The 21622-nt window shown below is 53.8% G+C and carries 25 protein-coding genes; 14 read left to right on the forward strand and 11 right to left on the reverse strand.

Annotated features, from left to right (window positions below):
- The first annotated feature begins 64 nt into the window (after window positions 1–64).
- Window positions 65–1588: a hypothetical protein gene (locus DKB71_RS34755; RefSeq protein ID WP_408602245.1), complete on the forward strand. Its 1524-nt coding sequence runs from the start codon at window positions 65–67 to the stop codon at window positions 1586–1588.
- 14 nt (window positions 1589–1602) lie between these two features.
- On the opposite strand, the gene DKB71_RS34760 is transcribed toward DKB71_RS34755, so the two are convergent.
- Window positions 1603–1827 (reverse strand): hypothetical protein, encoded by a 225-nt coding sequence (locus tag DKB71_RS34760; RefSeq protein WP_408602246.1) that lies wholly within the window; start codon window positions 1825–1827, stop codon window positions 1603–1605.
- A gap of 175 nt (window positions 1828–2002) precedes the next feature.
- Here DKB71_RS34760 and DKB71_RS34765 point away from each other — a divergent pair, with 175 nt between their 5' ends.
- Window positions 2003–2407, forward strand: a complete 405-nt coding sequence (locus DKB71_RS34765; protein ID WP_408602247.1) for a hypothetical protein — start codon at window positions 2003–2005, stop codon at window positions 2405–2407.
- 25 nt (window positions 2408–2432) lie between these two features.
- Here DKB71_RS34765 and DKB71_RS34770 read toward each other — a convergent pair whose 3' ends face one another.
- Window positions 2433–2930 (reverse strand): DUF4326 domain-containing protein, encoded by a 498-nt coding sequence (locus DKB71_RS34770; RefSeq protein WP_408602248.1) that lies wholly within the window; start codon window positions 2928–2930, stop codon window positions 2433–2435.
- 29 nt (window positions 2931–2959) lie between these two features.
- Window positions 2960–3736 (reverse strand): SIMPL domain-containing protein, encoded by a 777-nt coding sequence (locus DKB71_RS34775; RefSeq protein ID WP_408602249.1) that lies wholly within the window; start codon window positions 3734–3736, stop codon window positions 2960–2962.
- Window positions 3737–3992: 256 nt separating this feature from the next.
- Here DKB71_RS34775 and DKB71_RS34780 point away from each other — a divergent pair, with 256 nt between their 5' ends.
- The 3 genes from DKB71_RS34780 (at window position 3993) to DKB71_RS34790 (ending at window position 5304) form a co-directional block, all read left to right on the forward strand.
- The gene (locus DKB71_RS34780; RefSeq protein WP_408602320.1) at window positions 3993–4520 is read left to right on the forward strand and encodes a CYTH domain-containing protein; all 528 of its coding nucleotides are present in this window, start codon (window positions 3993–3995) and stop codon (window positions 4518–4520) included.
- Between the two features lie 51 nt (window positions 4521–4571).
- Window positions 4572–4802 (forward strand): hypothetical protein, encoded by a 231-nt coding sequence (locus DKB71_RS34785; RefSeq protein ID WP_408602250.1) that lies wholly within the window; start codon window positions 4572–4574, stop codon window positions 4800–4802.
- 76 nt (window positions 4803–4878) lie between these two features.
- A complete protein-coding gene (locus DKB71_RS34790) occupies window positions 4879–5304 on the forward strand; it encodes a hypothetical protein (RefSeq protein ID WP_408602251.1) in 426 nt (141 codons plus the stop codon).
- 6 nt (window positions 5305–5310) lie between these two features.
- On the opposite strand, the gene DKB71_RS34795 is transcribed toward DKB71_RS34790, so the two are convergent.
- Window positions 5311–6231 carry a hypothetical protein gene (locus DKB71_RS34795; protein WP_408602252.1) on the reverse strand — a complete coding sequence of 307 codons (921 nt, stop codon included), beginning with the start codon at window positions 6229–6231 and terminating at the stop codon, window positions 5311–5313.
- 158 nt (window positions 6232–6389) lie between these two features.
- Between DKB71_RS34795 and DKB71_RS34800 the strand changes: the two genes are divergently transcribed.
- Together DKB71_RS34800 and DKB71_RS34805 are read left to right on the forward strand one after the other, a co-directional pair.
- Window positions 6390–6761 carry a hypothetical protein gene (locus tag DKB71_RS34800; protein ID WP_408602253.1) on the forward strand — a complete coding sequence of 124 codons (372 nt, stop codon included), beginning with the start codon at window positions 6390–6392 and terminating at the stop codon, window positions 6759–6761.
- Between the two features lie 70 nt (window positions 6762–6831).
- Entirely contained in the window at window positions 6832–7185 is a 354-nt protein-coding gene (locus DKB71_RS34805; protein ID WP_408602254.1) for a hypothetical protein, read from the forward strand.
- Between the two features lie 36 nt (window positions 7186–7221).
- On the opposite strand, the gene DKB71_RS34810 is transcribed toward DKB71_RS34805, so the two are convergent.
- From DKB71_RS34810 to DKB71_RS34820, 3 genes are read right to left on the reverse strand one after another with little or no spacing between them, the layout of a single operon-like run.
- Window positions 7222–7713: an NUDIX hydrolase gene (locus DKB71_RS34810; RefSeq protein ID WP_408602255.1), complete on the reverse strand. Its 492-nt coding sequence runs from the start codon at window positions 7711–7713 to the stop codon at window positions 7222–7224.
- 10 nt (window positions 7714–7723) lie between these two features.
- Window positions 7724–8443 (reverse strand): NUDIX hydrolase, encoded by a 720-nt coding sequence (locus DKB71_RS34815; RefSeq protein ID WP_408602256.1) that lies wholly within the window; start codon window positions 8441–8443, stop codon window positions 7724–7726.
- A gap of 1 nt (window position 8444) precedes the next feature.
- Entirely contained in the window at window positions 8445–9014 is a 570-nt protein-coding gene (locus DKB71_RS34820) for an adenylyltransferase/cytidyltransferase family protein (RefSeq protein ID WP_408602257.1), read from the reverse strand.
- 245 nt (window positions 9015–9259) lie between these two features.
- Between DKB71_RS34820 and DKB71_RS34825 the strand changes: the two genes are divergently transcribed.
- The 3 genes from DKB71_RS34825 to nadE are packed head-to-tail and all read left to right on the forward strand — an operon-like array spanning window position 9260 to window position 12010.
- On the forward strand, window positions 9260–9907 hold the full coding sequence (locus DKB71_RS34825; RefSeq protein WP_408602258.1) for a nicotinamidase: 648 nt from the start codon (window positions 9260–9262) through the stop codon (window positions 9905–9907).
- 1 nt (window position 9908) lies between these two features.
- Complete coding sequence (pncB, locus tag DKB71_RS34830; protein WP_408602259.1) at window positions 9909–11162, forward strand: nicotinate phosphoribosyltransferase; 1254 nt, start codon at window positions 9909–9911, stop codon at window positions 11160–11162.
- A gap of 23 nt (window positions 11163–11185) precedes the next feature.
- Window positions 11186–12010: an ammonia-dependent NAD(+) synthetase gene (gene nadE, locus DKB71_RS34835; RefSeq protein WP_408602321.1), complete on the forward strand. Its 825-nt coding sequence runs from the start codon at window positions 11186–11188 to the stop codon at window positions 12008–12010.
- 92 nt (window positions 12011–12102) lie between these two features.
- Here the strand turns inward: nadE and DKB71_RS34840 are convergent, their stop codons facing one another.
- The 3 genes from DKB71_RS34840 to DKB71_RS34850 form a co-directional block, all read right to left on the reverse strand.
- Window positions 12103–13155, reverse strand: a complete 1053-nt coding sequence (locus tag DKB71_RS34840; protein ID WP_408602260.1) for a hypothetical protein — start codon at window positions 13153–13155, stop codon at window positions 12103–12105.
- Between the two features lie 165 nt (window positions 13156–13320).
- On the reverse strand, window positions 13321–15345 hold the full coding sequence (locus DKB71_RS34845) for a hypothetical protein (RefSeq protein WP_408602261.1): 2025 nt from the start codon (window positions 15343–15345) through the stop codon (window positions 13321–13323).
- 181 nt (window positions 15346–15526) lie between these two features.
- Window positions 15527–16006 (reverse strand): hypothetical protein, encoded by a 480-nt coding sequence (locus tag DKB71_RS34850; protein ID WP_408602262.1) that lies wholly within the window; start codon window positions 16004–16006, stop codon window positions 15527–15529.
- Window positions 16007–16154: 148 nt separating this feature from the next.
- Between DKB71_RS34850 and cheY the strand changes: the two genes are divergently transcribed.
- The 4 genes from cheY to DKB71_RS34870 all read left to right on the forward strand — a co-directional run bounded on the left by cheY (window position 16155) and on the right by DKB71_RS34870 (window position 19383).
- Window positions 16155–16550, forward strand: a complete 396-nt coding sequence (gene cheY, locus DKB71_RS34855) for a chemotaxis response regulator CheY (RefSeq protein ID WP_408602263.1) — start codon at window positions 16155–16157, stop codon at window positions 16548–16550.
- Between the two features lie 225 nt (window positions 16551–16775).
- Window positions 16776–18137: an SPFH domain-containing protein gene (locus tag DKB71_RS34860; protein ID WP_408602264.1), complete on the forward strand. Its 1362-nt coding sequence runs from the start codon at window positions 16776–16778 to the stop codon at window positions 18135–18137.
- A gap of 104 nt (window positions 18138–18241) precedes the next feature.
- Window positions 18242–18871, forward strand: a complete 630-nt coding sequence (locus DKB71_RS34865) for a hypothetical protein (protein ID WP_408602265.1) — start codon at window positions 18242–18244, stop codon at window positions 18869–18871.
- Window positions 18868–19383, forward strand: a complete 516-nt coding sequence (locus DKB71_RS34870) for a hypothetical protein (protein WP_408602266.1) — start codon at window positions 18868–18870, stop codon at window positions 19381–19383. The genes DKB71_RS34865 and DKB71_RS34870 overlap by 4 nt, the downstream gene beginning before the upstream one ends.
- 154 nt (window positions 19384–19537) lie before the next feature.
- On the opposite strand, the gene DKB71_RS34875 is transcribed toward DKB71_RS34870, so the two are convergent.
- Window positions 19538–21124, reverse strand: coding sequence for an IS200/IS605 family accessory protein TnpB-related protein (locus DKB71_RS34875; protein ID WP_408602267.1), 1587 nt, complete (start codon window positions 21122–21124; stop codon window positions 19538–19540).
- Window positions 21125–21622 lie beyond the last annotated feature (498 nt).

The following is a 21622-nucleotide window of genomic DNA, read 5'->3' on the forward strand; positions in this document are numbered from 1 at the left end:
GCACAGGCCGGCATTGCCACAGCCCTTGCTGCCCAGGAATAATGGAAAGAAAAAAGGGTTTGGCATGAGCAACGTATCACCCGAAACACAGAGAAGTCGCGATTGGTCGGTTAAGCGTGGCGTGGAAAGAGCCATGAAACTGTGCCAGCTCGCAGAATCGATGCCCGAGTCCTGCGGCTACCTACCCGCACCGAGCAAGGGTTCTGGTGAGTACAAGAGCTACTGGACTCCCGAGGCCCTAAGGCGAACTATCGAGCTCGATATCATCAGGCAGGCCCAAGAGGTGAACCCCCAGGCGCTTGCGGTCTACAGGGATCACGGTATTCCTCTCGCGATCTTCGAGCGCTATGACAGGTTCCTGGACAACCAGGATCTGTACAACCCGCACGCACGCGAGATCCTGGATCGCGGCAACGAATTCCCGAACCCTCTCGAAGCCTATGGTGCAGCCATTCTCGGCTATGCCAATAAGAGCACTGGTGAGGGTGCCGCTGTTACCAATGCTGATCTCGAAGAAACACTCACAGTTTTGGGTCAGATGGGGGCAAAGCGGTACCTCCCTGATCCTCAATACGCCTCAAAAATGCTGAGGCAGATGGAATTCAATTTCGGGCTGCATCGCAAGAACCCTGAGCGCTACAGGTTCGGTATCGACAAGTACCTCGAAGCTGGTGGCCCTTCGCTTTGCCTGTCCTACGACACGAATCTGTCACAGGAAGAAAGCATCAGCAAAATCATGCGCCGGCTTAAAAACCTGGATGGCAACGTCGGGCAGCATTGCAGCGCAGATGGCTCGGTCGTAAGGGAAACTCAACCGAGTATGGCTCAGGCAATCGACCGTCAGTTTGACCACACTGATTTCTTGTCTGTCACCATGGACGTGGAGATCAGAAGGGGCAATACCGATATTGATCCAGTCCTGGTGTTCAATCGGTTTATCCGGGCGCTAACCAGCGGCGACGTCAGTGCTGTGAAGCACCTGGCCGAGAACACTAACCTGGGTGAGATCCTCAAAGCGATCCATGAGCAATCCAACATCGTCCGGTCACCCGACAAGATTCTCCAGGCCGAGAAGCCGGTCTTCACGCCTCTGATGATCCTGCGTGCCATCGATGGCTCATCCAGGGTTAAGGAGAAGCCTGAACTGATGGTAGAGCTCTTCAACGCGGCATCTGACGCTGGATTGAAGTATTTCCTCGAGGATGAAAAGCACGTCCTGGCCTTGGCGAAGGGATACAAGCAGAAAGGCATGCTGAACCTGAACAAGTTCGAACCCATCCAGGATCTACTCAGGACTCACCTCACAGGCGTTACCTTCGAATCGGCAATGCAACTCTGCGAAAGACATCCGAAGCTAGCTAATCCTGCAGCACTGGATCACGCAAAAACCATGCTTCAAGCTGACAAGAAATCAGCAATGGCTCTCACCTCCGACAGCACAATTGAAAAGATTTTTGCTGCCAATTTCAGTGAGGCGTATCAATCAGTGCTTAAGCTCGCTCCCGAAGACGCGATGCTCAGTGAATGCCCACTCTCGAAATCGTTTGAGTTCCGAGGGAAAGCGTTTACCCAAGCGCTCGGGGTTTAAGTACCAGCCGGCAGTCAATTGATCTGCTGGGTTCTGACCGTTTTTTGCACCAGCTTCATACGATCCATTGCCTTATTGAGTTGGGCCTTCGCCTTGGCAAGGCCCTCCTTCATCCCTTCCTCGGTCTTTGACTGCTCGCCGTAAAAGAGAGCCCTCATCACATCGAGAAGGTGGGCATCGATTATACGAAAATCACTTTCAAGCACTTCGCGTGGTGAAAGGTCTGGGGTCTGGGACATAAACTTCTCCGATCATGTCGGCACTTTTTATTATTCGCCCAGTCTATGTGGTTTCCCGCGTCGAAACGATCCATATCTGCAAAACCGGCCAAGCCATTTGGACTTGCAGCATGGTCTGTACGGATATACAGTGTACCTACGCCCGCATCCATCCATTCAGCGACAGGAGGTTCAAATGCTGGCCAAGGCGTTACTCGCGTTAGTCATCACTGTGGTGACAGGCGCAATCCTTCAGGGGCACATGCCCATGGAGGTGTTTGCCATGCTCGACTTCATCATCCTGGTGATCTTGTTCGCCCCTAAGGCTGATGAAACCATGTTTGACCGTCAGTACACTCGCTACACCGCCTGGAAGGCCGGTAGACCGCCCAGGAGCGAGCCTGAGACACCATCCGAGCCTTGGCATGCCAAAGCGCGTCGAATGCTCAAACGAAAGCCCAGAGCAGCTGAGGCTCCACGCCAAAGCAGTTCCAGGCGCTCGACTCAATCCAGAAAGTCCCCTGACTGGGTTGACCCCTACTTAGATCCCCCAGAGATCAAGGTGCGGGAGAAAACCAGCGACAAACAAAAAGCGGCCTAGGGCCGCTTTTTTATTTTCAGAAGGACTACCCGAAGAGATCGAGCTGCCCCTCTAAGGCACGCCGGTCATTAAACGTCTCGGCGATCCTTGGCCCCTCCTCCATCGGCAGCTTGGGTATCGCGTCGTAGGGCTTTGGCTCCGCGAAGAAATCGTGTTGGATCTCCTCTGGTTGTTTTGGATACAAAGCTTCTTCCTTGGTGATCTCTCCCAGGAAGGCGCGATAGATGTCTCCGTGGCACGCATGCGGCTTACAGAAGCAGCCGAGGATCTTGCCGCGCAGCGATTCAAGGTTGTCCAGGATCCAGAGTCGACGCTCCGGTTCAATTTCCTTGATGTTCGGGATGCTTGGGTAATCAGTTCCTTCCAGCCAGGCCCAGCACGCCTCCATCGCCTCACGGCGGGTAGCAACGATTACGGTGGCCACCTTCGAGCCAGGCAACCCAAAAGGGTTACCAAAGTGCATCTGGTTCTGCCCTTTAGGCCGACCAATGTACTCGTCGTACCTGGCCGTTCCGATTTTCACAACCCTCGTCAACATAGGCTTCGCAAACCTTATCGATGCAGAATTTGGATGGTGCCCGATACTGACACTGAAAGTTTAGAGTCGCCAGCAGCAACTTGAGGTTCTGGTGCACTACGGGACTTGCTGCTGTATGCCATCATTGGGCGCACTCCGTATTGGCCGTCGTAGGCCGGCGAAACATCGCCTACCGAAACATTGACCAGGCCGTAATCGCTACCTCTCAGGAGCTTGGTCGTCACTTCAGCCTTTTGGGAGAACTGAAGAATTGCCTGGGCAGTCAGCTTCTCCTCGACGGCTTTGCGAGCCTGGTCTGAGACCTTAAACGAGATGCTTTCCATCTGTAGGTCAGCTGCGAGTTCGCTAACCAGGGACGAGAGTGCTTTGAAGTCTTGAGATTCAAGATCAATCTCAGCGCGATCACGCCAGCTCACGATCACACCAGGTGCTTCCTTGGCATAGATCGGTGTTGTGCTACGACCGCCACTTGAAATTTTGATGCCCTTCAGCTTCGCCTTACCAGCTTCAGTGCGCTGAAGCTCAAACAGACGATCCATGGCTTGGGTGGTTTGATCAAACGCCTCTTGCGACGTCTTGGAGTCATGCTCAGCGAACAGACGCACCATCATCGTGTCGTTACTGAGCACCTGGTCAGCCTTGGTGGAGAGGTGAACAAGATTGACCTTCGCAGCCTGGCTATTTTCCGAGACGACTTTGGGCGCCGGCGCCGGGGCTTCAGCAGCGATAGCGCTACCTGCTGCCATAGCAGTAGCGAGGAAAAGCATGGACAGCTGTGGGAAACGCTTCATGGATAGCTCCAATTATTTTGATTCCATTCTGACAAAGAGGGATCATGGTCGCAACATATGGCATGAATTGCCATGTCAACCTTGGAGCACCGATTCGATGATGCAGAACCAAAACAAAGCCCTTGGCGTTATCGCCTTCACTCTTGGCGGTTTGCTGGGCCTGATGATGACGGTCGACTATTTCATTGGTCGTGGCATTGATCCTTCTAGCTGCGTCCTCGTGCTCATCATGCTGTTCGTTGGCCCCTATTTTTACATAGCTGCTCGGTCTACCTGTGACCAGAAAGCGGATGTTGAGATCGAGCGCAAGTTTCTGGTCAGCGAGGGCTTCCGTAAGCACATCAAGAAAACCCACGTCATCCGCCAGGGTTATCTGTGTGACGATCCTGCCAGAACGGTCAGAGTCCGTACCATGGACAAAAAGGCCTACCTGACGATCAAAGGCGCCGGCAACGAATCGGGCACGTCCAGGTTCGAGTTTGAGATCCGCATTCCCTACGCTGCGGCATTGAAGCTGGCGGAAATTTGCCTGCCAGGCCACGTCGTGAAAAATCGCCACATCGTGAAGGTCGGCAAGCACACCTTCGAGATTGACGAGTTCCAGGGCGCCAATGAAGGCCTGATCATCGCCGAGATCGAACTGGTAACCGAAGACGAAGTATTCGAGCGCCCTGATTGGCTGTTGGCAGAAGTGACCGGCGATAAGCGCTACTACAACTCGGCTCTGCTCAAGACCCCGTTCAAAGAGTGGCCGAAAGACGATCAAGCAGCTTCCGCCGTCTAAGATCCTGCTATCCTCTGTGGCTAAGGATGTCTGAAGCCACAGAGGTTTTCGATGCTAGTACCTGATCAAGCGATGCTGATTTTTGCGACCGGCCACTGCCGCGAAATGCTCGAGGACGCCCTCGGATGCACCCAGCAGGCCTTGATCGACGATCTTATAGGCCAAGGCATCATCCCCGACACCATCCCTCCCCTACACGCACTCAGGGCGAAAGCCAGGCTCCACGCTGTCCAGTTGTTTGCAAAGGCTGAGCTTTTGAGGATTGCCGGCGTTCGCGATTGAGTCTGTCGGCCCGCACTCGCTATCATGGGTAGATCAGTATCCTACAGAGGATTCTGCCTCCGACCAGGTGCATAAGATGTCCGAAATCAAGTTGCCAAAAAACCATGCGATGACCAACAACCCGCGAATCCAGGCAATACGGGACTTTCTGTACGAGCCTGACGGTGCAGCCGATTTGTCTAAATTCCAGCTCGGCGCTGGCCAGCAAAAAGAACGGAATGAGCTTTTTGCTGCGGTCAGACATGAAATCCCTTGGTTTTTGTCTCCTGGAGTGGGGATCGGCAACAAGGAAGAGAAGAGCAAACGTGCGGTCGAGCTGCTCGCTGCTGTCATCGATGGTGTATCCCACGCTTACCCTGAAGAGATGAAGCACAGTGCTCAACTTGAATTTCTAAGCAATGGCTTTACCGAGCGAAGCGCAGTGCTTAAGACTCTGATCGTCATGGCACCGCAGTTCGAGCACTTCAAAGGTGACCTGTTCAGAATCGATCTGGGCGTATAGGTACCACTACGGACGGAGCTCAATGCTCCATTGTCCCGATGCAATCTGAGCCTCGGCCTCACTGAAGGCAGAGCGACCGTTTTTAAAGCGGGTAAGCTCTGCCTTTAAAGCACGCAGATCGTTGGGACTTAACTGGAAATACTCCTGATACCGCCCTACATCGAGCAGCGAAGCGCGGTATTTCCAATGCGTGTACTTCTCGACATAACCGGCGCTATCAATGGCCTGCAGGATCCTCCCCTGCACTGGCGCCTGGTACGTTAGCGACATATCCCGAATGACCTCTAACAATCGCTGCGCAACACTCCTGCGCGTTCTGCCGACCTTATGAAACACGACACCATCAGCGGTGGATAGCTCAATGAGGTAAAGCGTGGCTGAGAGGATCTGCTCTTGCCTTGCGGCCTCCACGTCAAAATGAGCCGGATGAAGATGACCTCCAGCCACAAGGTCGCGCTTTTCCCTGAGGCGATGCTGAAGGCGCGTGCGGAGCCATGGGTCGAATTTGCTTAGCGAAAGCAAACCCGGCACCACTTGGCCCGTATCGGTGAGTTGATAACCGCCCCTGTAGGCGGGCTCAATGAGCCCGTAGTCTTCCATGCGCCTGGCATGACTGTCCGGACGCCGATGTCTAAGCGACGGGTAATACGGCTTGTCGGTCTGCTGCAAAAGATCCGCGACGATACTCGCCGGGAGCGATAAGCTAAAGTGATCCCAGCCGGGTATGAGTGTCAGGGAGCGTCTGGATTCCCTACAGGTTAAGCCGTCATGGCGAAAATGGTGAATCCTTACCTGGCCTCGTACCGCCACCAATGGCCGTGAGCAGAATGGGCAGACCAAGTCGCCCCTGCCGCTGAATTGGGTGTGGATGTGAACCAGCTCGCCGCTCTTTGCTTTACCAACCGTCAACAAGGGTTCCTGAGCCATCTTCAAGTACACCTATCAGGTAATGGTGTCACCTTCTGGACTATAGAACGGGCTCGCGGGACAAGGAAACTCAAGTCTAAGAACCTTGGCTCGGATTGCTCCCTCGGGCGCTCATTCCCTATCCTGTCTTGTATGAGATACAGCGCTTAGGGGACAACATGAGCAAGCCAGTCGTACTCGGCAACACCGCAAGACAAGTTATGGACGCATGGGCTGAGAAAATCGTGTCGGGCAAGGCTTTGCCTGATCACATTGTCGGTCGTCTCGACACCGGTGGTGGGCTGATCGAAAGGGAGTTTATTTTCGAGGTCTACGAGAAAGTGCCGATATTTGCCGTCATGCAAAACGGTAAAAATATTCGATCCGCCTCATCAGATGAATATACCGAGGTGGAAAACGCGATTACCGCAGGTAGGTTCCACATCTCCGAGTTCAACCCGTCCTATGGAGCCACGGTCGTCATCCATGAATGCACTGGTCGGCCATTGGCGCCGAAGCATCCTGAGCAAGATAACGGGCCCAGCTTCTAGGGATATCCGATTGATCCAGGCGATGCTCCACCCATACGCTGAGAGGATAGATCCTTGCTTTGGAGCAATTATGAGAAAGCCAGCCGTACTCGCCGACAAACCTGAAGCAGTCCTGACTGCCTGGCTTGAGCGCATCACTGTTAAAGGCGCTCAACCAGGTCATGTGGTCGGTCAGATCATGCCCGGCGACAGGTTCGTGTGGGAAGTAAGGGGTAAGCCTGAGCTCGCCGTCCTTGAGGGTGACATTGGCATTCGCCAGGCTTCGCCGGCAGAGTACAACGAGGTTGTTGATGCCATCGCCAAAGGACAGTTCCAGATCTCTCAGTACAACCGAGGGACTGACAGCACCGTCGTGATCCACAAGGCGACGGGACTCCCATTGCAACCAAGACGTCCAGAGCTCGACGACAGCCCTAGTCCGTAAGAGCTAGGGCCAGGCAGCCTTCGGCTGAAGGTGCGACTACAGCATTGCCCAGGCAGACAGGGTATGCGAGTCAGTGATCTTGCCGCCACGAATCAAGGCTTTCAGCTCGTCTCCGGTGAAAGCCTCGGTGCCTTTTGTCTCCCCGTCCGTAGTGGTCGTAACCTGCACCGCATCTACAGCCAGATAAACCTCAACGGAGCTACCGATCAACGAGGTGTTGGTGTGCACTTTGCCCAGGAGCGCCCAAGATTCTGACGCATAGCCTGTCTCTTCCAGCAGCTCGCGCTTGGCGGTCTCGAGCAGGGTTTCGTTCGGCTTACGGCCACCACGTGGCAGTTCCAGGGAATCCTGGTCGATGGCACCACGATAGTGATCAACCAGCAGGTACTGGCCCTGAGTGTTCCTGGCAAGGATCACAGCGGCATTGACCTCGTGCTCTTCCTTCACGATGAAGTACTTACCGCGCTTGATCACGTCAAAGAACGGGGTTTCCAGCAGGGTTTCAAAAGCTTGAGTTGGTGCGTTCATGTTTTACGCCTTAGTCATCTGACAGTGCACGATCAAACTCGAAAATCACTTCCGGCTTGAGCTTGAGGTATAGGTTTTGTGGCCGGCCCATGGCTAGCTGGACGGTTTCGTCAGTCAGCGCGATGAGCTCCGCCTCGATCATTTTCTTAACGCGCTGAACAATGCTGGTCTTGCCCTTGGCCGGGTTGGCGCCCCTGACGACAGAGAACAGCGTGACCACGTCAGTCATGGTGAACTTCATCGGCAACATCGAAAAACCGATGCTGGTGTAACGGAATTTACCGGCGAGACGCGATCTGATTTTAGAAACCAGGTCGTTATGATCGAACGCCAGTAGGAACCCCTTCTCGCTTACAGAAACCAGGTCAACCCATTTCTTGTCGCCTTCTCCTTCGGCTTCGACCGAGTCATCAACCATGGCCATGTAAACCGTAGTCGTGGCCCAGCCCCTTGGATCACGGACAGCGTTGCCGACAGTTACGACCTGCTCGCAATGGCTGACACTGAAGCCAACCTTACGGGATCCCAGGAGCCGCTCAATCGCAGCTTCAAGGCTTTGATCCTCGGTGTCCCCGTTGATGATCAGTCCAGGCAATGCCCACTGACCGAAATAAGGCTCATCAGGGTTTTGACGCTGGTGCACCAGAATTTCAGCACGGCCAAGCTCGCGATTGAATCGAAGGATTCCGACATCGACCGACTGGATGGGGCCTCTTCGTTCTTCGCTCACTTTATGCACTCCTCAATTGTTGATCAGACGAAATCCGTCCAGTATCAGCGAAAACAAGGTAGTCCGCCACGCTCAGGCCTGGGGCTATCCAATCCGATGGGATGTCCCCACCAGCCTTTAAAGCGTCGCGGATCATCGTGCTGTGAACGTTGATGGTCTCAGGCATCGTAATGACCGAGAACTCGTCCATGATGGCCTGGTACCCATAGAACGTGTGGAACACCTTTTGGTTGTCCTCACCCATCACCAGGGCAACATCCTTCTTGTCCAAGCTGAAGCGTTCGGCGATGAAGCGAAGCAGGTCAATGCTGAAAATCGGTGACTTCTGCTTGAACAGCTCGCGCTCACAGGCGTCGACGACCAGGCGCGGTTCGTTGAAAACCCCGACGATCTCCTCAAGCCACTGAACACGAAGGTCAAAATCCACCATTTGCTTACCGAATGGGTGGGCAAACGAAGGCACAACCAGTACGTGATCTGCCTGGCACAACAGTGACGCCATCACCTGCGCGTGTCCTGCGTGTGGAGGATTGAATGCCCCTCCGTATACCGCCAATTTCACTCTGTTCATGCCGCCCTCCTTTTGAGACATAATACGCGTCACGTTCTTTGTCGTCAAACTAATCATCGCGAATTATGGTTTCAGGCAATTCTCCATAATCCTGCAAACCACCTATATAGAGGCGCTGCACAAGGGTGACTCCGCAGCTATATAGAGGCATGGAGAGACACTCGGAAATATTTTCAATCCGCCTGTTGACTACTTAATACGTCTCGCGCATTATGTATCTCAAGACGACAGCGGAGGCACATGAAATGAACTACCCAATTTCCCAGATCGCTAGTTTTGACGTAGATCCACAGTGCGGCTTCAGCCCGCTGTGTCCAGATGAACTGCCGGTTCCTGGTGGTGACGAAATCGTCCCAGCGCTGAACTTCATGGCCACCCTCGCCGGCTTCCGGGTTGGTAGCAAAGACGCCCACAGCCCGAATGCAAAATGGGTTGTCGCTTCTCACGCTGAAATGGGTTCTCCAACAGGCCTTCCGCACGCAGACAAGACCTGGGTTCCACACTGCGTTGTTGGCACTCCGGGCTTTGAACTCCTCCCTGGTCTGCCGAAGGTCACTGAATATGGTTTCATGATCTACAAGGGCCTGGAGCTCGACTTGCACCCATACGGCGCTGTCTACCACGACGATGCCATGACCACCGGGGTAATCGAAGTACTGCGCTCGAGGGGGATCAAGCGAGTGATCGTCGGCGGACTTGCTCTCGAATATTGCGTGAAAATGACGGTGCTGCAATTGCTTACCGCTGGGTTTGAAGTGATCCTGTTCCTTCCGGCCTGTCGAGCCATCAGCCAAGCAGATGCTGAGCTGGCGCTGACCGAAATGAAAAATGCCGGTGCGATGCTGGCGAACAATAACGATGAATTGACCAAATTTGCTGGTGAGGGGAAATAAGATGAAAAGTGAAAGTGCTTACAGCTACAGCAGTCAGCCCCAGCCTCTGATCCAGAGCTTGCTTGACACTGACTATTACAAGATCACCATGCTGCAGGCGGTAGTCCACCAGTTGCCTCACGTCGATGATGTTGAGTACAAACTAATAGTACGCTCCAAGGAAGATCTTACGTACCTGATCCCCGAAGTGCGTAATGAACTGGAAAACCTGGCTAACCTGGAGGTTCGTGAAGATGAATCCCGGTTCCTCTTTGACTCCCGGTTTCGCGAATACCTGACTCCTGATTTCCAACGCTTCCTGAGCCTGTTTCGCTTCAACCTGCGCTACGTCCACGTGTCGAATGAAAACGGTCAGCTGGCTATCCGTGTCCGTGGCCCGATGGCGCACTGCATGCTGTTCGAGATCCCTGTTCTGGCCACAGTGAGCGAACTGCGAAACCGCCACAAGTACCCAGATGTCCAGCTTTCCCAGGTGCGTGAACGCCTGTACCAGAAGTTCGAGTGGCTCGAAAAGAATGCTTCCAAGGAAGAGCTGGCGGACTTCCGCGTTTCGGACTTTTCGACTCGTCGTCGCCTGTCCCACCTGGCCCAGCGTGAAGTCGTCGACATCATGCGCCGTGACTTCCCCGGTGTGTTTGTCGGCACCAGCAACCCGTCCCTGGCATACGAATTCAATCTGCCTCTGATCGGCACCATGGCCCACGAATGGCTGATGGTTCACCAGCAAAGTGACTGCCGTTTGAGCCACAGCCAAAAAGCTGCACTGGAAAACTGGGTCAAGGAATATCGTGGGCGCCTGGGTATCGCCCTCACCGACGTCTTCTCGACCGAATACTTCCTGAATAAGGACTTCGACCTCTACCACGCTAAGCTCTATGACGGATTGCGACACGATTCGGGCTCGCCGTATCAGTGGGCCGATTTGGTGCTTGCCCGATACTCTGAGCTTCGAGTGGATGCCAAGGCGAAGGAATTAATGTTCTCGGATGGACTCACCTTCGAGAAGGCGCTGAGCATTCACCGACATGTTAACGGTCGAGCCCGTGTCGGTTTCGGGATCGGTACCAACCTGGCGTGCGACGTCGAAGGCGTAGAGCCTCTGAGCATCGTGATGAAGCTGGTACGAGTTCACGGCGAGCCGGTTGTTAAATTCTCCGACGATCCAGTCAAGAACGTCTGTGAAGACCCGAGCTTTCTGCAATACGCCGCAAGTGTTTTCGGCATCAAAGAAATCAACGACAAGGTGACCATGTAATGAGCGCTAATCTGCAATCCGATATGACCATCACCCCGGCCACCCGCATCGCCCACGAACTGAAGGTCAATCAGTGGACTGATGATGCCAAGGACGCGGCCCAAGAAATCGTGACCCGCGTAGAGTTCCTTAAAGAGCGCGTACGGGCCACTAACACCAAAGGCCTGGTGCTGGGTATCAGCGGCGGCGTCGACTCCACCACGGCTGGCAAGCTCTGCCAGATCGCGGTTGAACAGCTGCGGGCCGAGGGCTACGAAGCGAAGTTCTACGCGGTACGCCTGCCCTTCTACGTCCAGCGCGACGAAGAAGATGCTCAGAAGGCGCTGCGTTTCATAAACCCGGATGAAACCCTGACCGTCGACATCGGCCAGTCTGTGGACGCCATGATGGGCGCTTTGAGCGGCCAACACTCTCGCGACGAGCACAAGATTGACTTCGTGAAAGGGAACGTCAAAGCACGTGCTCGCATGATCGCCCAATACGCAATCGCCGGCGACAGAGGCTGCCTGGTTGTTGGCACGGATCATGCTTGCGAGGCTGTCTTTGGTTTCTTCACCAAGTTCGGCGACGGGGCGGCAGACCTGACTCCAATGTCAGGTTTGGTCAAAGGCCAGGTTCGTCAGATCGCGCTGGCGCTGGGTGCGCCAACTGACCTGGTGCTGAAGACCCCAACCGCCGACCTCGAAGACCTCGACCCAGGAAAGCCTGATGAATTGGCCTACGGCTGCACCTACGATGACATCGACAACTTCCTGCTCGGCAGGCCTGTCTCTGATGAAGTAGCCAACTTAATCATCGACGCATACGCCAGAACCGCACACAAACGTGCCCTTCCATACGCGCCGTAAGCGATGGTCGTTGTGCACTTTTTTAGGGGGTAGAAACGGTAGGGTAGAAAAATCGAGGCGCTAGGCGCCTCGTTTTTTTGTCTGCAAAACGCTTAATGAACCGTATTACCAGAAGCACCAATCTGACTCATACCCCAAGCTGTGATGAGCTTGAGGTCTTCGTCATAGAGCTTCAGTGGCTTCGTGGATGTCAGCATATCCTTCAGCCCAAACGCATCTGAGAAAATCTGGTCGATGCTCTTGGAGCCCATGTACAGTGGAAGCTCTGCCCACTGGCCGTTCTCGTAAGCCAGGCCCCATATGGTCGCCATCCCCTGGCCATCGCTCTTGCGGATGGCGTGTGGTCGATGAGCTACCAGCAAAGCCCTTCCCTTCTGGATCGAATCATTTTGGTAGTGCTCAACAAAGCACTTGAACGCCGGAATCAACGACCCGAATTTTGGATTGTCAAACATGAATGGCGCCAGGAATACCGGAAGCTCTGAAGTGCTATCAGCGATGTAAAACGAAGGCCTGCCTGGCACATACCTTTCAAAATACCTTTTGCTATCAACCTTGAATCCGAGGTAATTGAAGGCGAAGGCATATGATTTTGCGCTGATTGGGCTGAAGAGCCACATCCTCTCCATTGGGGAAATGTCGACGCCATAACGCATAAGACTGACGTCAGGTGCTACCTGATAGCCAGCTGACGGAACCTTCTCATCGGTTTTGGGGAAGTAGGGTTCAGGCTTGAACTTCCCATCAAACATCTGCCCCTTTGGGAATGGGAACGCCCTGGGTGACGCGTGTCGACTGGATATGAGTTGCTCGACCACCTGCGCGGTGAAAGCCATGGAGAACCCATGGGTCAACAGCACACGGTTGAAATGAACCATCAGGTTAACGGTGTCATCAAGCTCCCGGTAGAGCCATTGGTTTTTTATTTTTTCCACCGCCTTCAGGTATACGTTCTCTCCGAGCTCCTTTTTGTCAGCCAGCATGGCCTCACGTTTACCGATCTGCTTGTGCAAACTTTCTGTGGTCGGATAGCCGCACATCTCTGCGTAAATACCCAAAGACTGTTGATTGGTCAGGCCGGTAAATTCAGAAAATCCCGCCGCCCAGTCCTCCGTATCCTTGATGCTAAGCGCTAAGCTGATCATTCTGCCCCCTGCCCCATTGGATGCCCAAAGCATCAAATATAGGCCATCACGAGGCCTGGAGAATGGTTTCAGATCAAAATGACTTCAGCATTCGTCGCGTACGTTCTCTGGTAGCGATTACGAATCTCAGGAGTTTGGCCCTGGATCCTCCAGGGCCTTGATAGGTCAATTCGTCTGGACTGAGTCCAAGTGCTCACCACAGTACGCAATAACCAGCTTGCCTTCGATCACTTCGAAGTACAGCCGGATCGAGTGCTGGGTGCCGTAGTTCCGGCCAATACCAATGTGGCGCTCGAACAGATGCGTCTCCCCGTTATACGAGAACTCGCGAAGGGATCGCAGCCGGCGATTTTGGCGAACGCCATCCGATTCCTTAGCCTTGTACGACTTGCCAAAGATCTTCCGCGCCTCGGCATCCGGCACACCGGAGTTGAGCGCATCGAGGTAGGCGAAGACCAGCCGGTCAACCAATTTGGCCAACTGGAAGCCGAGCTGAAGGTTGTCCGCTTCCAGTGCGGAGCGTTTCGCGCTAGGAAGAATCACGACCCGGTCGGGAGCAAGCTGCTCGAAATACAACAGCGTCTCGATAGGCTTGGGTTCCCGGACACCCGTGATGATGGCATGCAAATCGACAGGGATATCCAGCTCAGGCTCATCATCAATGGGCTCATGCGGGGTGAAAGCCATGCGTTGTTTGAGCAGGTGGTTCTCTTCCTTGACCAGGCTGATCTCATTGCTCAGCTTCTCCACAGTAGCCTGCACAGCCTCAGTCGCTTTGACCTGGTTATCCAGTGTGGCCTGGAGCCTTTGAGACTCCGTTTGAACTCGTTCGAGATCCTGACTTAGATCAGGGTATGTCGGAGTGACTGGAACAACCTCAGCTGTGCCCTCAACGATCCGAGCGATATCTTCCCGCAGGCCAATGCTGCACTTCATGATTTGAGCAAAGAGCGTTCCAAGGGAATTTGAAATTCTCTCAAACGTCCCAGTGTGTACCTTAAGGTCGGCAGTGAGCGAACCGAGCACTTCGACGTCCGAGGCCGGCTTTAGAATTTCCTCGGAGATTGAGGCCTTAAGGGACTTGATTGCACGAAGCGACTCCTCAAAAGGTGCTCCATCATGACTTACGAGCGTTGAAGTCGCCGAGCGGTCTGTCGTGTATTTATCGACGACGGCAGCAAGATCTTTCGAAAGCGGAGGAAATTCTGGCAGAGGCGTGAGGGTTTCAAGGCTGCTGAGGGCCTCAATCCAGCTGGCTTGCTTAACCATCAACCCGGACATTTCAACTTCCTGGTTGAGTCTGCGAATAGCCCTCATCAGGTCATTTTCATCACGCTGGATTTGGTCACGCATGGCGATGACAATGCCGGGTTTGCGGTTCTCACACATGCTCAGCAGAATCTGTGCTGAACTCACCAGCTCGTGACCGGAAAAATTGCCGCCCCGTGCCGGCGTGCTCTCACACAAAAACTTCAGGCAGTTGCGCCAGAATTCAGCGAACGGGATGTTCTCGGGAGGGTTTCTCAGATCGACCTTCACCACCAACTGGAGATCTTCTTTGTAGGCTCTGTTGAAGCCAAGGACAAATCCCGATTGGCGCTCCATCAGCCAGTTGTACTCTTCGATGAAGTCATGGACGAACTCGCCATCCTCCATGTGGAGGTTGCACAGCGCGGCGTTTACGACGAAGTCAGCAAGATCTCGCTCTACCCGACCCAAGCCACGGTAGAAATCGATGTTTGTATAGGGGGCAAGCAGATCGACCATCTGCTTAACAACCTTCTGTGAAAAGTCCAGTGCGTACTTCCTGAAATCTATTTTCCAGGATGGGGCGATTTTCCCTTTGTGGCCGGCTAAAGCTTTTGTGTGCGCCGATAGAACCCATCCACTCCAGTCGTTTGGGTCTAGTATCCCTTCGCTCCTCAGCATCGCTCTCGACTCATGTGAGCAAAGCATCATGGCGATCATCGACTCAGAACCGATTTTACGGCGCATCTCGCGTGGGTAGTCGGTCAAGCCATCATGTTTTTTGAGCTTGTCAGCAAGGGCACGTATTCCATGCTTTCCACCCAGCACCATGGCCCACAGCTGTTCGCTGCTTGAGGTTAGCAAAAAACGGTCAGGCATCAGGCAGCGGTGTACACCGTGCTCTAGCGCTACTTCATTCAGTTCGGCTTTATCGTTGAACATCGGTAACCCTCAGGTTAGAGAAAATCGTGAGATTAAGACGCGGAATCGGGCAATTTGGCCGAAGGGTCATCATCTCGACTATGAGGGAAAGAGGCAAGACATTACATTGACGAAAGCCCCTGATTCATTGATTTTTCTTGGTTTTTCCGGCTATACCAGCAACTCACACACCCAGGATAAGTCACGGGCTGACTGAAGGCTCAGAAAATGACTTTTCAGGTACCAGCGTGTGACGCTCTACGAGCATTTGCTCCAGCGCGACCTTTGTCCATTTCGCTGCCCTGGGCACACAAGATCCCAACGCATCCCGATAGTCAGGATGTCGCAGGCTTAGAGGGTCTTGGAGGTACGCTTCAGCGCCGAGATCTTTCACGTCTGCCTGATCGTGGTTAAGGTCAATGACCTGGCCGTCCAAGACGACGAACACGTGCTCATCATTCCCGGCAAGCCGGCCACCGAAAATCTCCCTAGCGATCAGAGCGGCAAATTTGCAGCTACCTGAGCGGTCATCCAATGCAGGGACTCCCCTCTCCTCGCAGCGCTCATTCCAAAGGCGGGCGGTGACCTCCCTGGCAATTGACATCGTCTGCTCGTTGAGCGGCGCATTTGCCGGGTAACAGCGCATCAGATCAGCACGCGACATGCGCTTAAAAGTTGGCATGGATATACCTCTTATATATCAATTTAATACAACTATCAGTTTGATATTGAGTTGGTTGGCCAATGTAGAAATTTCGCTCCACGGCCTAGTAACTACTTGAGAAATAACATAGATTCTCCATTTTTAACATCCAGCCAGTGGGCAGATTATGATCAATAAGAACATGCGTTTCTTGGTCGTCGACGACTTTTCAACGATGCGCCGTATTGTGCGGACGATGCTGCGCGATTGCGGCTTCACCAACGTGGAAGAGGCAGAAAACGGCGCCGATGCGCTGGCCAAGCTCAAGGCCAGTAAGTTCGATTTCCTGGTCTCTGACTGGAACATGCCAGTCATGACGGGCATTGAGCTCCTAAAGGCTGTGCGAGCCACTGAGGGGCTGAAAGATCTGCCGGTGCTCCTGGTTACCGCCGAGGCTAAGCGAGAGCAGATCATCGAGGCTGCCCAGTCCGGCGTGAATGGCTATGTGGTGAAGCCCTTCAATGCCGTGACCTTTGATGAAAAGCTCAACGGCATCTTCAAGCGCCTGGGTTGGGCCGAGTGACAACTTGATGGCAATTTATAGTCATTGGCTAGTGTCAAATTGACTGTCAATTAACAGCATTAGTTAAGGTTTTAACACCGGCATTTAATTGCATATGTCGGTGTTTTCATTTGCTATTTATTGACATATGATCCGCCGGGAAATTTGACAACTTACATATCTTGGTTAGATGCAGGCATTTTGATGCCCTCTAGCTGCAATATCACACTGTCCGGTGGGTAACTTATGTCGATGTACGATAAACCTGAAATGTCTGGTTTTGCCAAAAAAGGCTTGAAACTTGCGGGTCTTGCGGCCATTGGTCTTGGTGCTTACCTGACCATCTTCAACGGCTTCTTGTACTACAACGAAGCGGGCTATCAGGCGCACATCCGGACGGTATGGGGTGAAGAAAAAGTCGTCGACACACTGGGTTACGCCATTAAAGGCTGGGGCGCAGTAACAGCATGGCCTCGAGAGATGACTGCTCAGTCTGTTTCTGATATCGCTACTCTGAAAACGAAGGGCGACATCGACGGACTAGGTGCATCTTTGATCACCTCTTTCCCAATCACGTTCCTGGGCGGCGTTACTGCCACTGTCGACTCTAACGTGCGCATCATTTTGCCGAAGGGCGACCAGTTCCTGGCTATCGCTCGGGGCTACAGAAACCCTGAGAACTTCATCATGCAGGCCTTGATTCCGAGCATGAAGAATACGTTGCAGTCCACTGCTCAGATGATGACGGCGGACGAGTTTTACTCTGGCGGTCGCTCTGAGTTTGCAAGTAATTTCCGGGATCAAATTTCCGACGGTATCTTTCTCGTAAACCGCCGCGAGATCACTAAGCACAACCCTAAAGCATCAAAGACAGCGATCTTGCAGGCGGGCACTGAGCAAGGTGAGTATGGGGACAACAACACAACTAAGTTCGTAACTGAGAAAGTTCTTCGTGATGGTCTACCAGTAAGACTTGATCAACAGTTTCGTAAGTTAGGTGTAGTTGTGGCAGAAGCAAACCTGCTCGATATAGATCCGAACAAACAATTCAAGGATCGGATGGTTAATGCGCAAAAAAGTCAAGCGGATCTTTCTCTCGCAAGACTTGATCGCGCAAAAGAAGAAGAGCAAAAGCGTCTAGTTACTGCTCGTGGTGAACGTGAAGTTGAAGAAAAACGTCAAAACGCTTTGAAAGAACAGGTTGAACAGACGACTTCAGCTGAAACTAAGCGCCAGTTAGCACTTATTGACGCTGGCCGTGAAAAAGAGCGGGCCGAGATCGAGAAACAAACAGCTGCCATTTCCTACGACAAAGCAGTGATCGAAGCCCGCACTACCAAAGAGCTGGCGGACGCTGAGGCTTACGCCAAAAAGGCCCTGATCACAGCTGACGGCGCGTTGAAGCAAAAGCTGGACGCTTGGGTTGAAACCAACAAAGCGTGGGCTGACGCGGCTTCCAAGGCCCCTGTGCCTGGCATCATGATGGGCGCAGCCGGTTCTTCGGGCGGTGGCGCTGGTTCCCGCCAGGCTGATCTGAATGACTACATGCAGATCATCGCGGCCAAGAGCCTGAAAGACCTCTCGCTGGATCTCGCCGTTAAGCAGTAATCGGCACTAGCGATAAGAAACCCAGACTTCGGTCTGGGTTTTTGCATTCAGATGCGTAAAATATGGACTTCAGCCGGGATCACTTCATAAACAATGAGACGTTAATGCCTAGTTTGAAAAAAATAGCTTTTGTCGGCGCCATTTCATTCGCCGTATCCGGGCTGGCTTCGATGGCGATTTTTGCCCTCGGAGACAAGATTCAGAATGATCACCTGGAGCAAGTGAACGCCCTCACCGACCGGTCAATCGAGCTATACAAAAAGGTGACCGAAGAAGGAAACAAGGAGGCTGCGCATGAACTGCAGGAGATGGCCAAGACCAATTTTTTCGGAGCTGTGATCTTTACGGCCCGCCTTGAGAGCAAGGCCGGAAATATCCAGGTTCGTGACCAGTACATTCGAAATTTTGTGAAAACCGGATCGGATCTCGATCTCTACCTGGTACTCAAGCAGTTCGATTTCGTTTTCGATGATGCTGGTGCAGCTGAGTACATCCGCAGAGCCTACGACACCAACGGCAGATACAACGCTGAGGCCATGAAGGAACTCGAAACGTTGTTCGTTCTCCAGGAGCGTGAGGCTCTGAAGGGATGCTACGATAGCCTCTCAGCGAGGTTTAAGTCCCTCGAAGACGATCAGATTGATCGGTGGGAGCTATGGCGCTCCATTGCACATCAGCGCTTTGGTTGGCCTAAAGGCTCCTGCACACTTCCACCCACGCAGGACGCAGCATGATCAACATCAAAACAGAAAGTCACGGGCTGTGCCCTTCCTTTCCGGCCACCTCTATCGATACACCCCGCATAGCGTTTGTAGAGCCTGTAGCAGGCCGCCAGCCGGTTCCTATCAGAGAGGGAGGTCTACTTATCGTTCCGGCCTCAGATCTCAGCCTGGAGGCCGTCAGAGGCGAATGGTATAGCCCGCTGCTGGGGTGGGGTGAGCCATTCTGCAGTTGGGCAAAGTCTAAAGCCCTCAAGCGGTCAATCCGCCAGGGTGAATACCCAAATTGCCCGTTATCGTTGACTGACGCGAAAGTCGTTTTAGCCTTCTTCGAAGAGTTACGACGCGCCGGCTGCAAAGAACTTACCATCAGCTGCGAATACGGCAAGAGCCGCTCGGTGACCACGGCCAACGTTCTGAACTCGTATCAACGCGGGGTTATGGTTTCTGTTGAGCAGGCCGCAAAGGCGACCCATTTCAACACGATGTTCTCCATTGCTATCCCCGATGTGTGGCCGGACAAATAACTCCACCAGCCTCTGGCCTGGGAATGAGTACATCTAAGAATCAGGCCATCAAAATGTAAACCGCTCCTAAAATCCCGATCAAACCTACTCATTTCGGTTTTTGGGGTCGACCCCCGAGCGCGCTTTGGGGTCTGATGGCTGAGGCACGTTGCGTCTAGAAAGGTAGACTTTCCAGACTGGCTGATATTTGGAGGCGGAACAATTTTGTCCGTTTCCTAGCTTCAACCCGCGTTGACGTGTACCACTTTCCGTACGCTGACATGGCCTTTTTGAGACACTTGGCTTCATCTTTCCGGGCATCCTCTGGCGCCTGGAAAGTGCAAGGTCGACGCATGACAGGTACAACACTTTGGCGCGGCAGGCGATCTTTCAGGCCCATGCCGCGACGAGCAATTACCAGGCCTGCGGCCTGGTGAACACTGTTATCTGTTTGGTTCAGGTACTTCAGTTTGCCGATGAAACTGGTGTAGGCCGGGTTGATCACGATCACCTCGACACCTTCCTTGAAGGCGCGGGTTTCCAGGATCACACGGAATTTGCGGTACACCAGTGCGCTGACCACCTTGTTCAGCTTGGTGTCGCCGGCCCGGCCCTTCTGTAAGCCCTGCTTTTTCACCCGGAAATCTAGATCCTCGATCACCAGCGGCTTGCCGGCGAGCTTGGCCTGGGCTACGACCTGCACCGCTGCCATTTGCAACGCGGTCGCGGTCTGCGGGCTGGTGACGTCATGGTCAGTGCGAAACACCAGGTCGGCGCAGCCGACCTTGTTGCCCTTGCGGTCGACCTCGGTCACTGCCAGGTGGTGGTTGTTCAGGTCGATGCCGATGGCGCCATTGATCCGATCAGTGGTGATCGTCTGGCCACTACGTTCGGTGGTAATCAGCACGCGCCAGCCACGTTTTTCGTCGCGGACGAAGCGATAGCTTAGGGCCTGCCCAGCCGCTTCCAGGTAACGCGATTCCTTGTCCAACGGCCCAACAAACTCAGGGTCTTTGGCCCGCAGGCGGTAGTCCGCCTGCAGCTGCTTGCGCAGCCGATTCGACTGCAAGGCTTCATCCAGCCAGCGCCGGTCATGACTGAAAGCTACGTCGGTGACGTAGCAAAACTGGCCATGCTCGGCCTGCAAGGCGTCCGGTAGGCGGATTTTCAGGGTGTACAGGTCATCATCCTGCGGCAGCAGCACGCAGCCCTGGCAGCCGCTGTTCTCGTCTTTGGAGCCGAGCACGAAGAACTGGCTGCTGCGCTCCCGGCGCCACAGGTGCTGCCACTCCGCGTGGCTGGTCAGGCCGTTCTCGACCAGGTTGAACTGCTGGCGGAACAGCCTGCGGCTGCCCATGCAAATCGACGGGCGCTTGGCCTCGAGCTGGCGCTCGAAGTCGACTTGGCGGGCCCGCAGGCGCTGAATGCGCACCTGGTGCTGGCGGATATTGTCCAGCAACCGGGCCTTTCTGCCCGGCAACAGGGCCCTGTCCAGCAGGGTGCGTTTCTGCTCGATGCGCTTGGTTTGCCCGGCGATTTTGGCCCGGCACTCGGCGATGTAGTGTTCGAGGTTGCTCAGCTGCGAGTCGATCTTGCCATCGGCATTTCGACTCAGGGCGTTGAACTGTCGCCCGGTGATTCCGTGCTGCTTGAGGAAAGCGTTTTTGTCGACTTTCTCTCCCTTCGAACGGTTCGCTATCGCCACCCGCTCCAGACGCGAATAGAGCTCGGCATAGGCGTCCAACGCGGCGATCACGGACACGTCAGTACCACGCGGGAGGCGTGTCTGAATCGTCGTGGTTCGGGTTGGAAGCTGTATATTCATACAGAAACCATAACGATGAATTGTCAGGCTGTCAAATCCTATGCAGCAAGCTGCCGATTTTTCCTGGAACGTGCGCCGTAGAGCTTTGCGGAGAACACGGTCATGAGTTCGATGACATCGGCGACAAGTCGGTTTTCGACAGATGTATTGACCGCTTCTTCGAGAATAACCACTTTGGAACAATGAGTAGGTTTCAACGGAAATTCACGCTACTGCTCAAGCCCTCCTGGCGAGGCATCAACCGCTGAATGAGTACGCCAAAAACGTAAACACCTTAGGCGCATTGGGTGGTGATCTTACGCATCTCAAAACGACCCAAAAGTGAACGTGTAAACAGCTGTCTCAGGTCTCAACCCCGGTGAACACCGGGCATTATCGCCGCTGCTCCTACGCCCTGTTTACGTTTGCTCATTTGGCAGGATAAGTCCCGTGGTT

It is taken from the genome of Pseudomonas sp. PLMAX (genome assembly GCF_046042685.1).
In the GTDB taxonomy this organism is placed as follows: Bacteria; Pseudomonadota; Gammaproteobacteria; order Pseudomonadales; family Pseudomonadaceae; genus Aquipseudomonas; species Aquipseudomonas putida_AE.

Coding starts and splice junctions, on each gene's coding strand:
- DKB71_RS34755 (WP_408602245.1), top strand. CDS start 65: ATGAGCAACGTATCACCCGAAACACAGAGAAGTCGCGATTGGTCGGTT.
- DKB71_RS34760 (WP_408602246.1), bottom strand. CDS start 1,827: ATGTCCCAGACCCCAGACCTTTCACCACGCGAAGTGCTTGAAAGTGAT.
- DKB71_RS34765 (WP_408602247.1), top strand. CDS start 2,003: ATGCTGGCCAAGGCGTTACTCGCGTTAGTCATCACTGTGGTGACAGGC.
- DKB71_RS34775 (WP_408602249.1), bottom strand. CDS start 3,736: ATGAAGCGTTTCCCACAGCTGTCCATGCTTTTCCTCGCTACTGCTATG.
- DKB71_RS34785 (WP_408602250.1), top strand. CDS start 4,572: ATGCTAGTACCTGATCAAGCGATGCTGATTTTTGCGACCGGCCACTGC.
- DKB71_RS34790 (WP_408602251.1), top strand. CDS start 4,879: ATGTCCGAAATCAAGTTGCCAAAAAACCATGCGATGACCAACAACCCG.
- DKB71_RS34795 (WP_408602252.1), bottom strand. CDS start 6,231: ATGGCTCAGGAACCCTTGTTGACGGTTGGTAAAGCAAAGAGCGGCGAG.
- DKB71_RS34800 (WP_408602253.1), top strand. CDS start 6,390: ATGAGCAAGCCAGTCGTACTCGGCAACACCGCAAGACAAGTTATGGAC.
- DKB71_RS34805 (WP_408602254.1), top strand. CDS start 6,832: ATGAGAAAGCCAGCCGTACTCGCCGACAAACCTGAAGCAGTCCTGACT.
- DKB71_RS34810 (WP_408602255.1), bottom strand. CDS start 7,713: ATGAACGCACCAACTCAAGCTTTTGAAACCCTGCTGGAAACCCCGTTC.
- DKB71_RS34820 (WP_408602257.1), bottom strand. CDS start 9,014: ATGAACAGAGTGAAATTGGCGGTATACGGAGGGGCATTCAATCCTCCA.
- DKB71_RS34825 (WP_408602258.1), top strand. CDS start 9,260: ATGAACTACCCAATTTCCCAGATCGCTAGTTTTGACGTAGATCCACAG.
- pncB (WP_408602259.1), top strand. CDS start 9,909: ATGAAAAGTGAAAGTGCTTACAGCTACAGCAGTCAGCCCCAGCCTCTG.
- nadE (WP_408602321.1), top strand. CDS start 11,186: ATGACCATCACCCCGGCCACCCGCATCGCCCACGAACTGAAGGTCAAT.
- DKB71_RS34840 (WP_408602260.1), bottom strand. CDS start 13,155: ATGATCAGCTTAGCGCTTAGCATCAAGGATACGGAGGACTGGGCGGCG.
- DKB71_RS34845 (WP_408602261.1), bottom strand. CDS start 15,345: ATGTTCAACGATAAAGCCGAACTGAATGAAGTAGCGCTAGAGCACGGT.
- DKB71_RS34850 (WP_408602262.1), bottom strand. CDS start 16,006: ATGCCAACTTTTAAGCGCATGTCGCGTGCTGATCTGATGCGCTGTTAC.
- cheY (WP_408602263.1), top strand. CDS start 16,155: ATGATCAATAAGAACATGCGTTTCTTGGTCGTCGACGACTTTTCAACG.
- DKB71_RS34860 (WP_408602264.1), top strand. CDS start 16,776: ATGTCGATGTACGATAAACCTGAAATGTCTGGTTTTGCCAAAAAAGGC.
- DKB71_RS34865 (WP_408602265.1), top strand. CDS start 18,242: ATGCCTAGTTTGAAAAAAATAGCTTTTGTCGGCGCCATTTCATTCGCC.
- DKB71_RS34870 (WP_408602266.1), top strand. CDS start 18,868: ATGATCAACATCAAAACAGAAAGTCACGGGCTGTGCCCTTCCTTTCCG.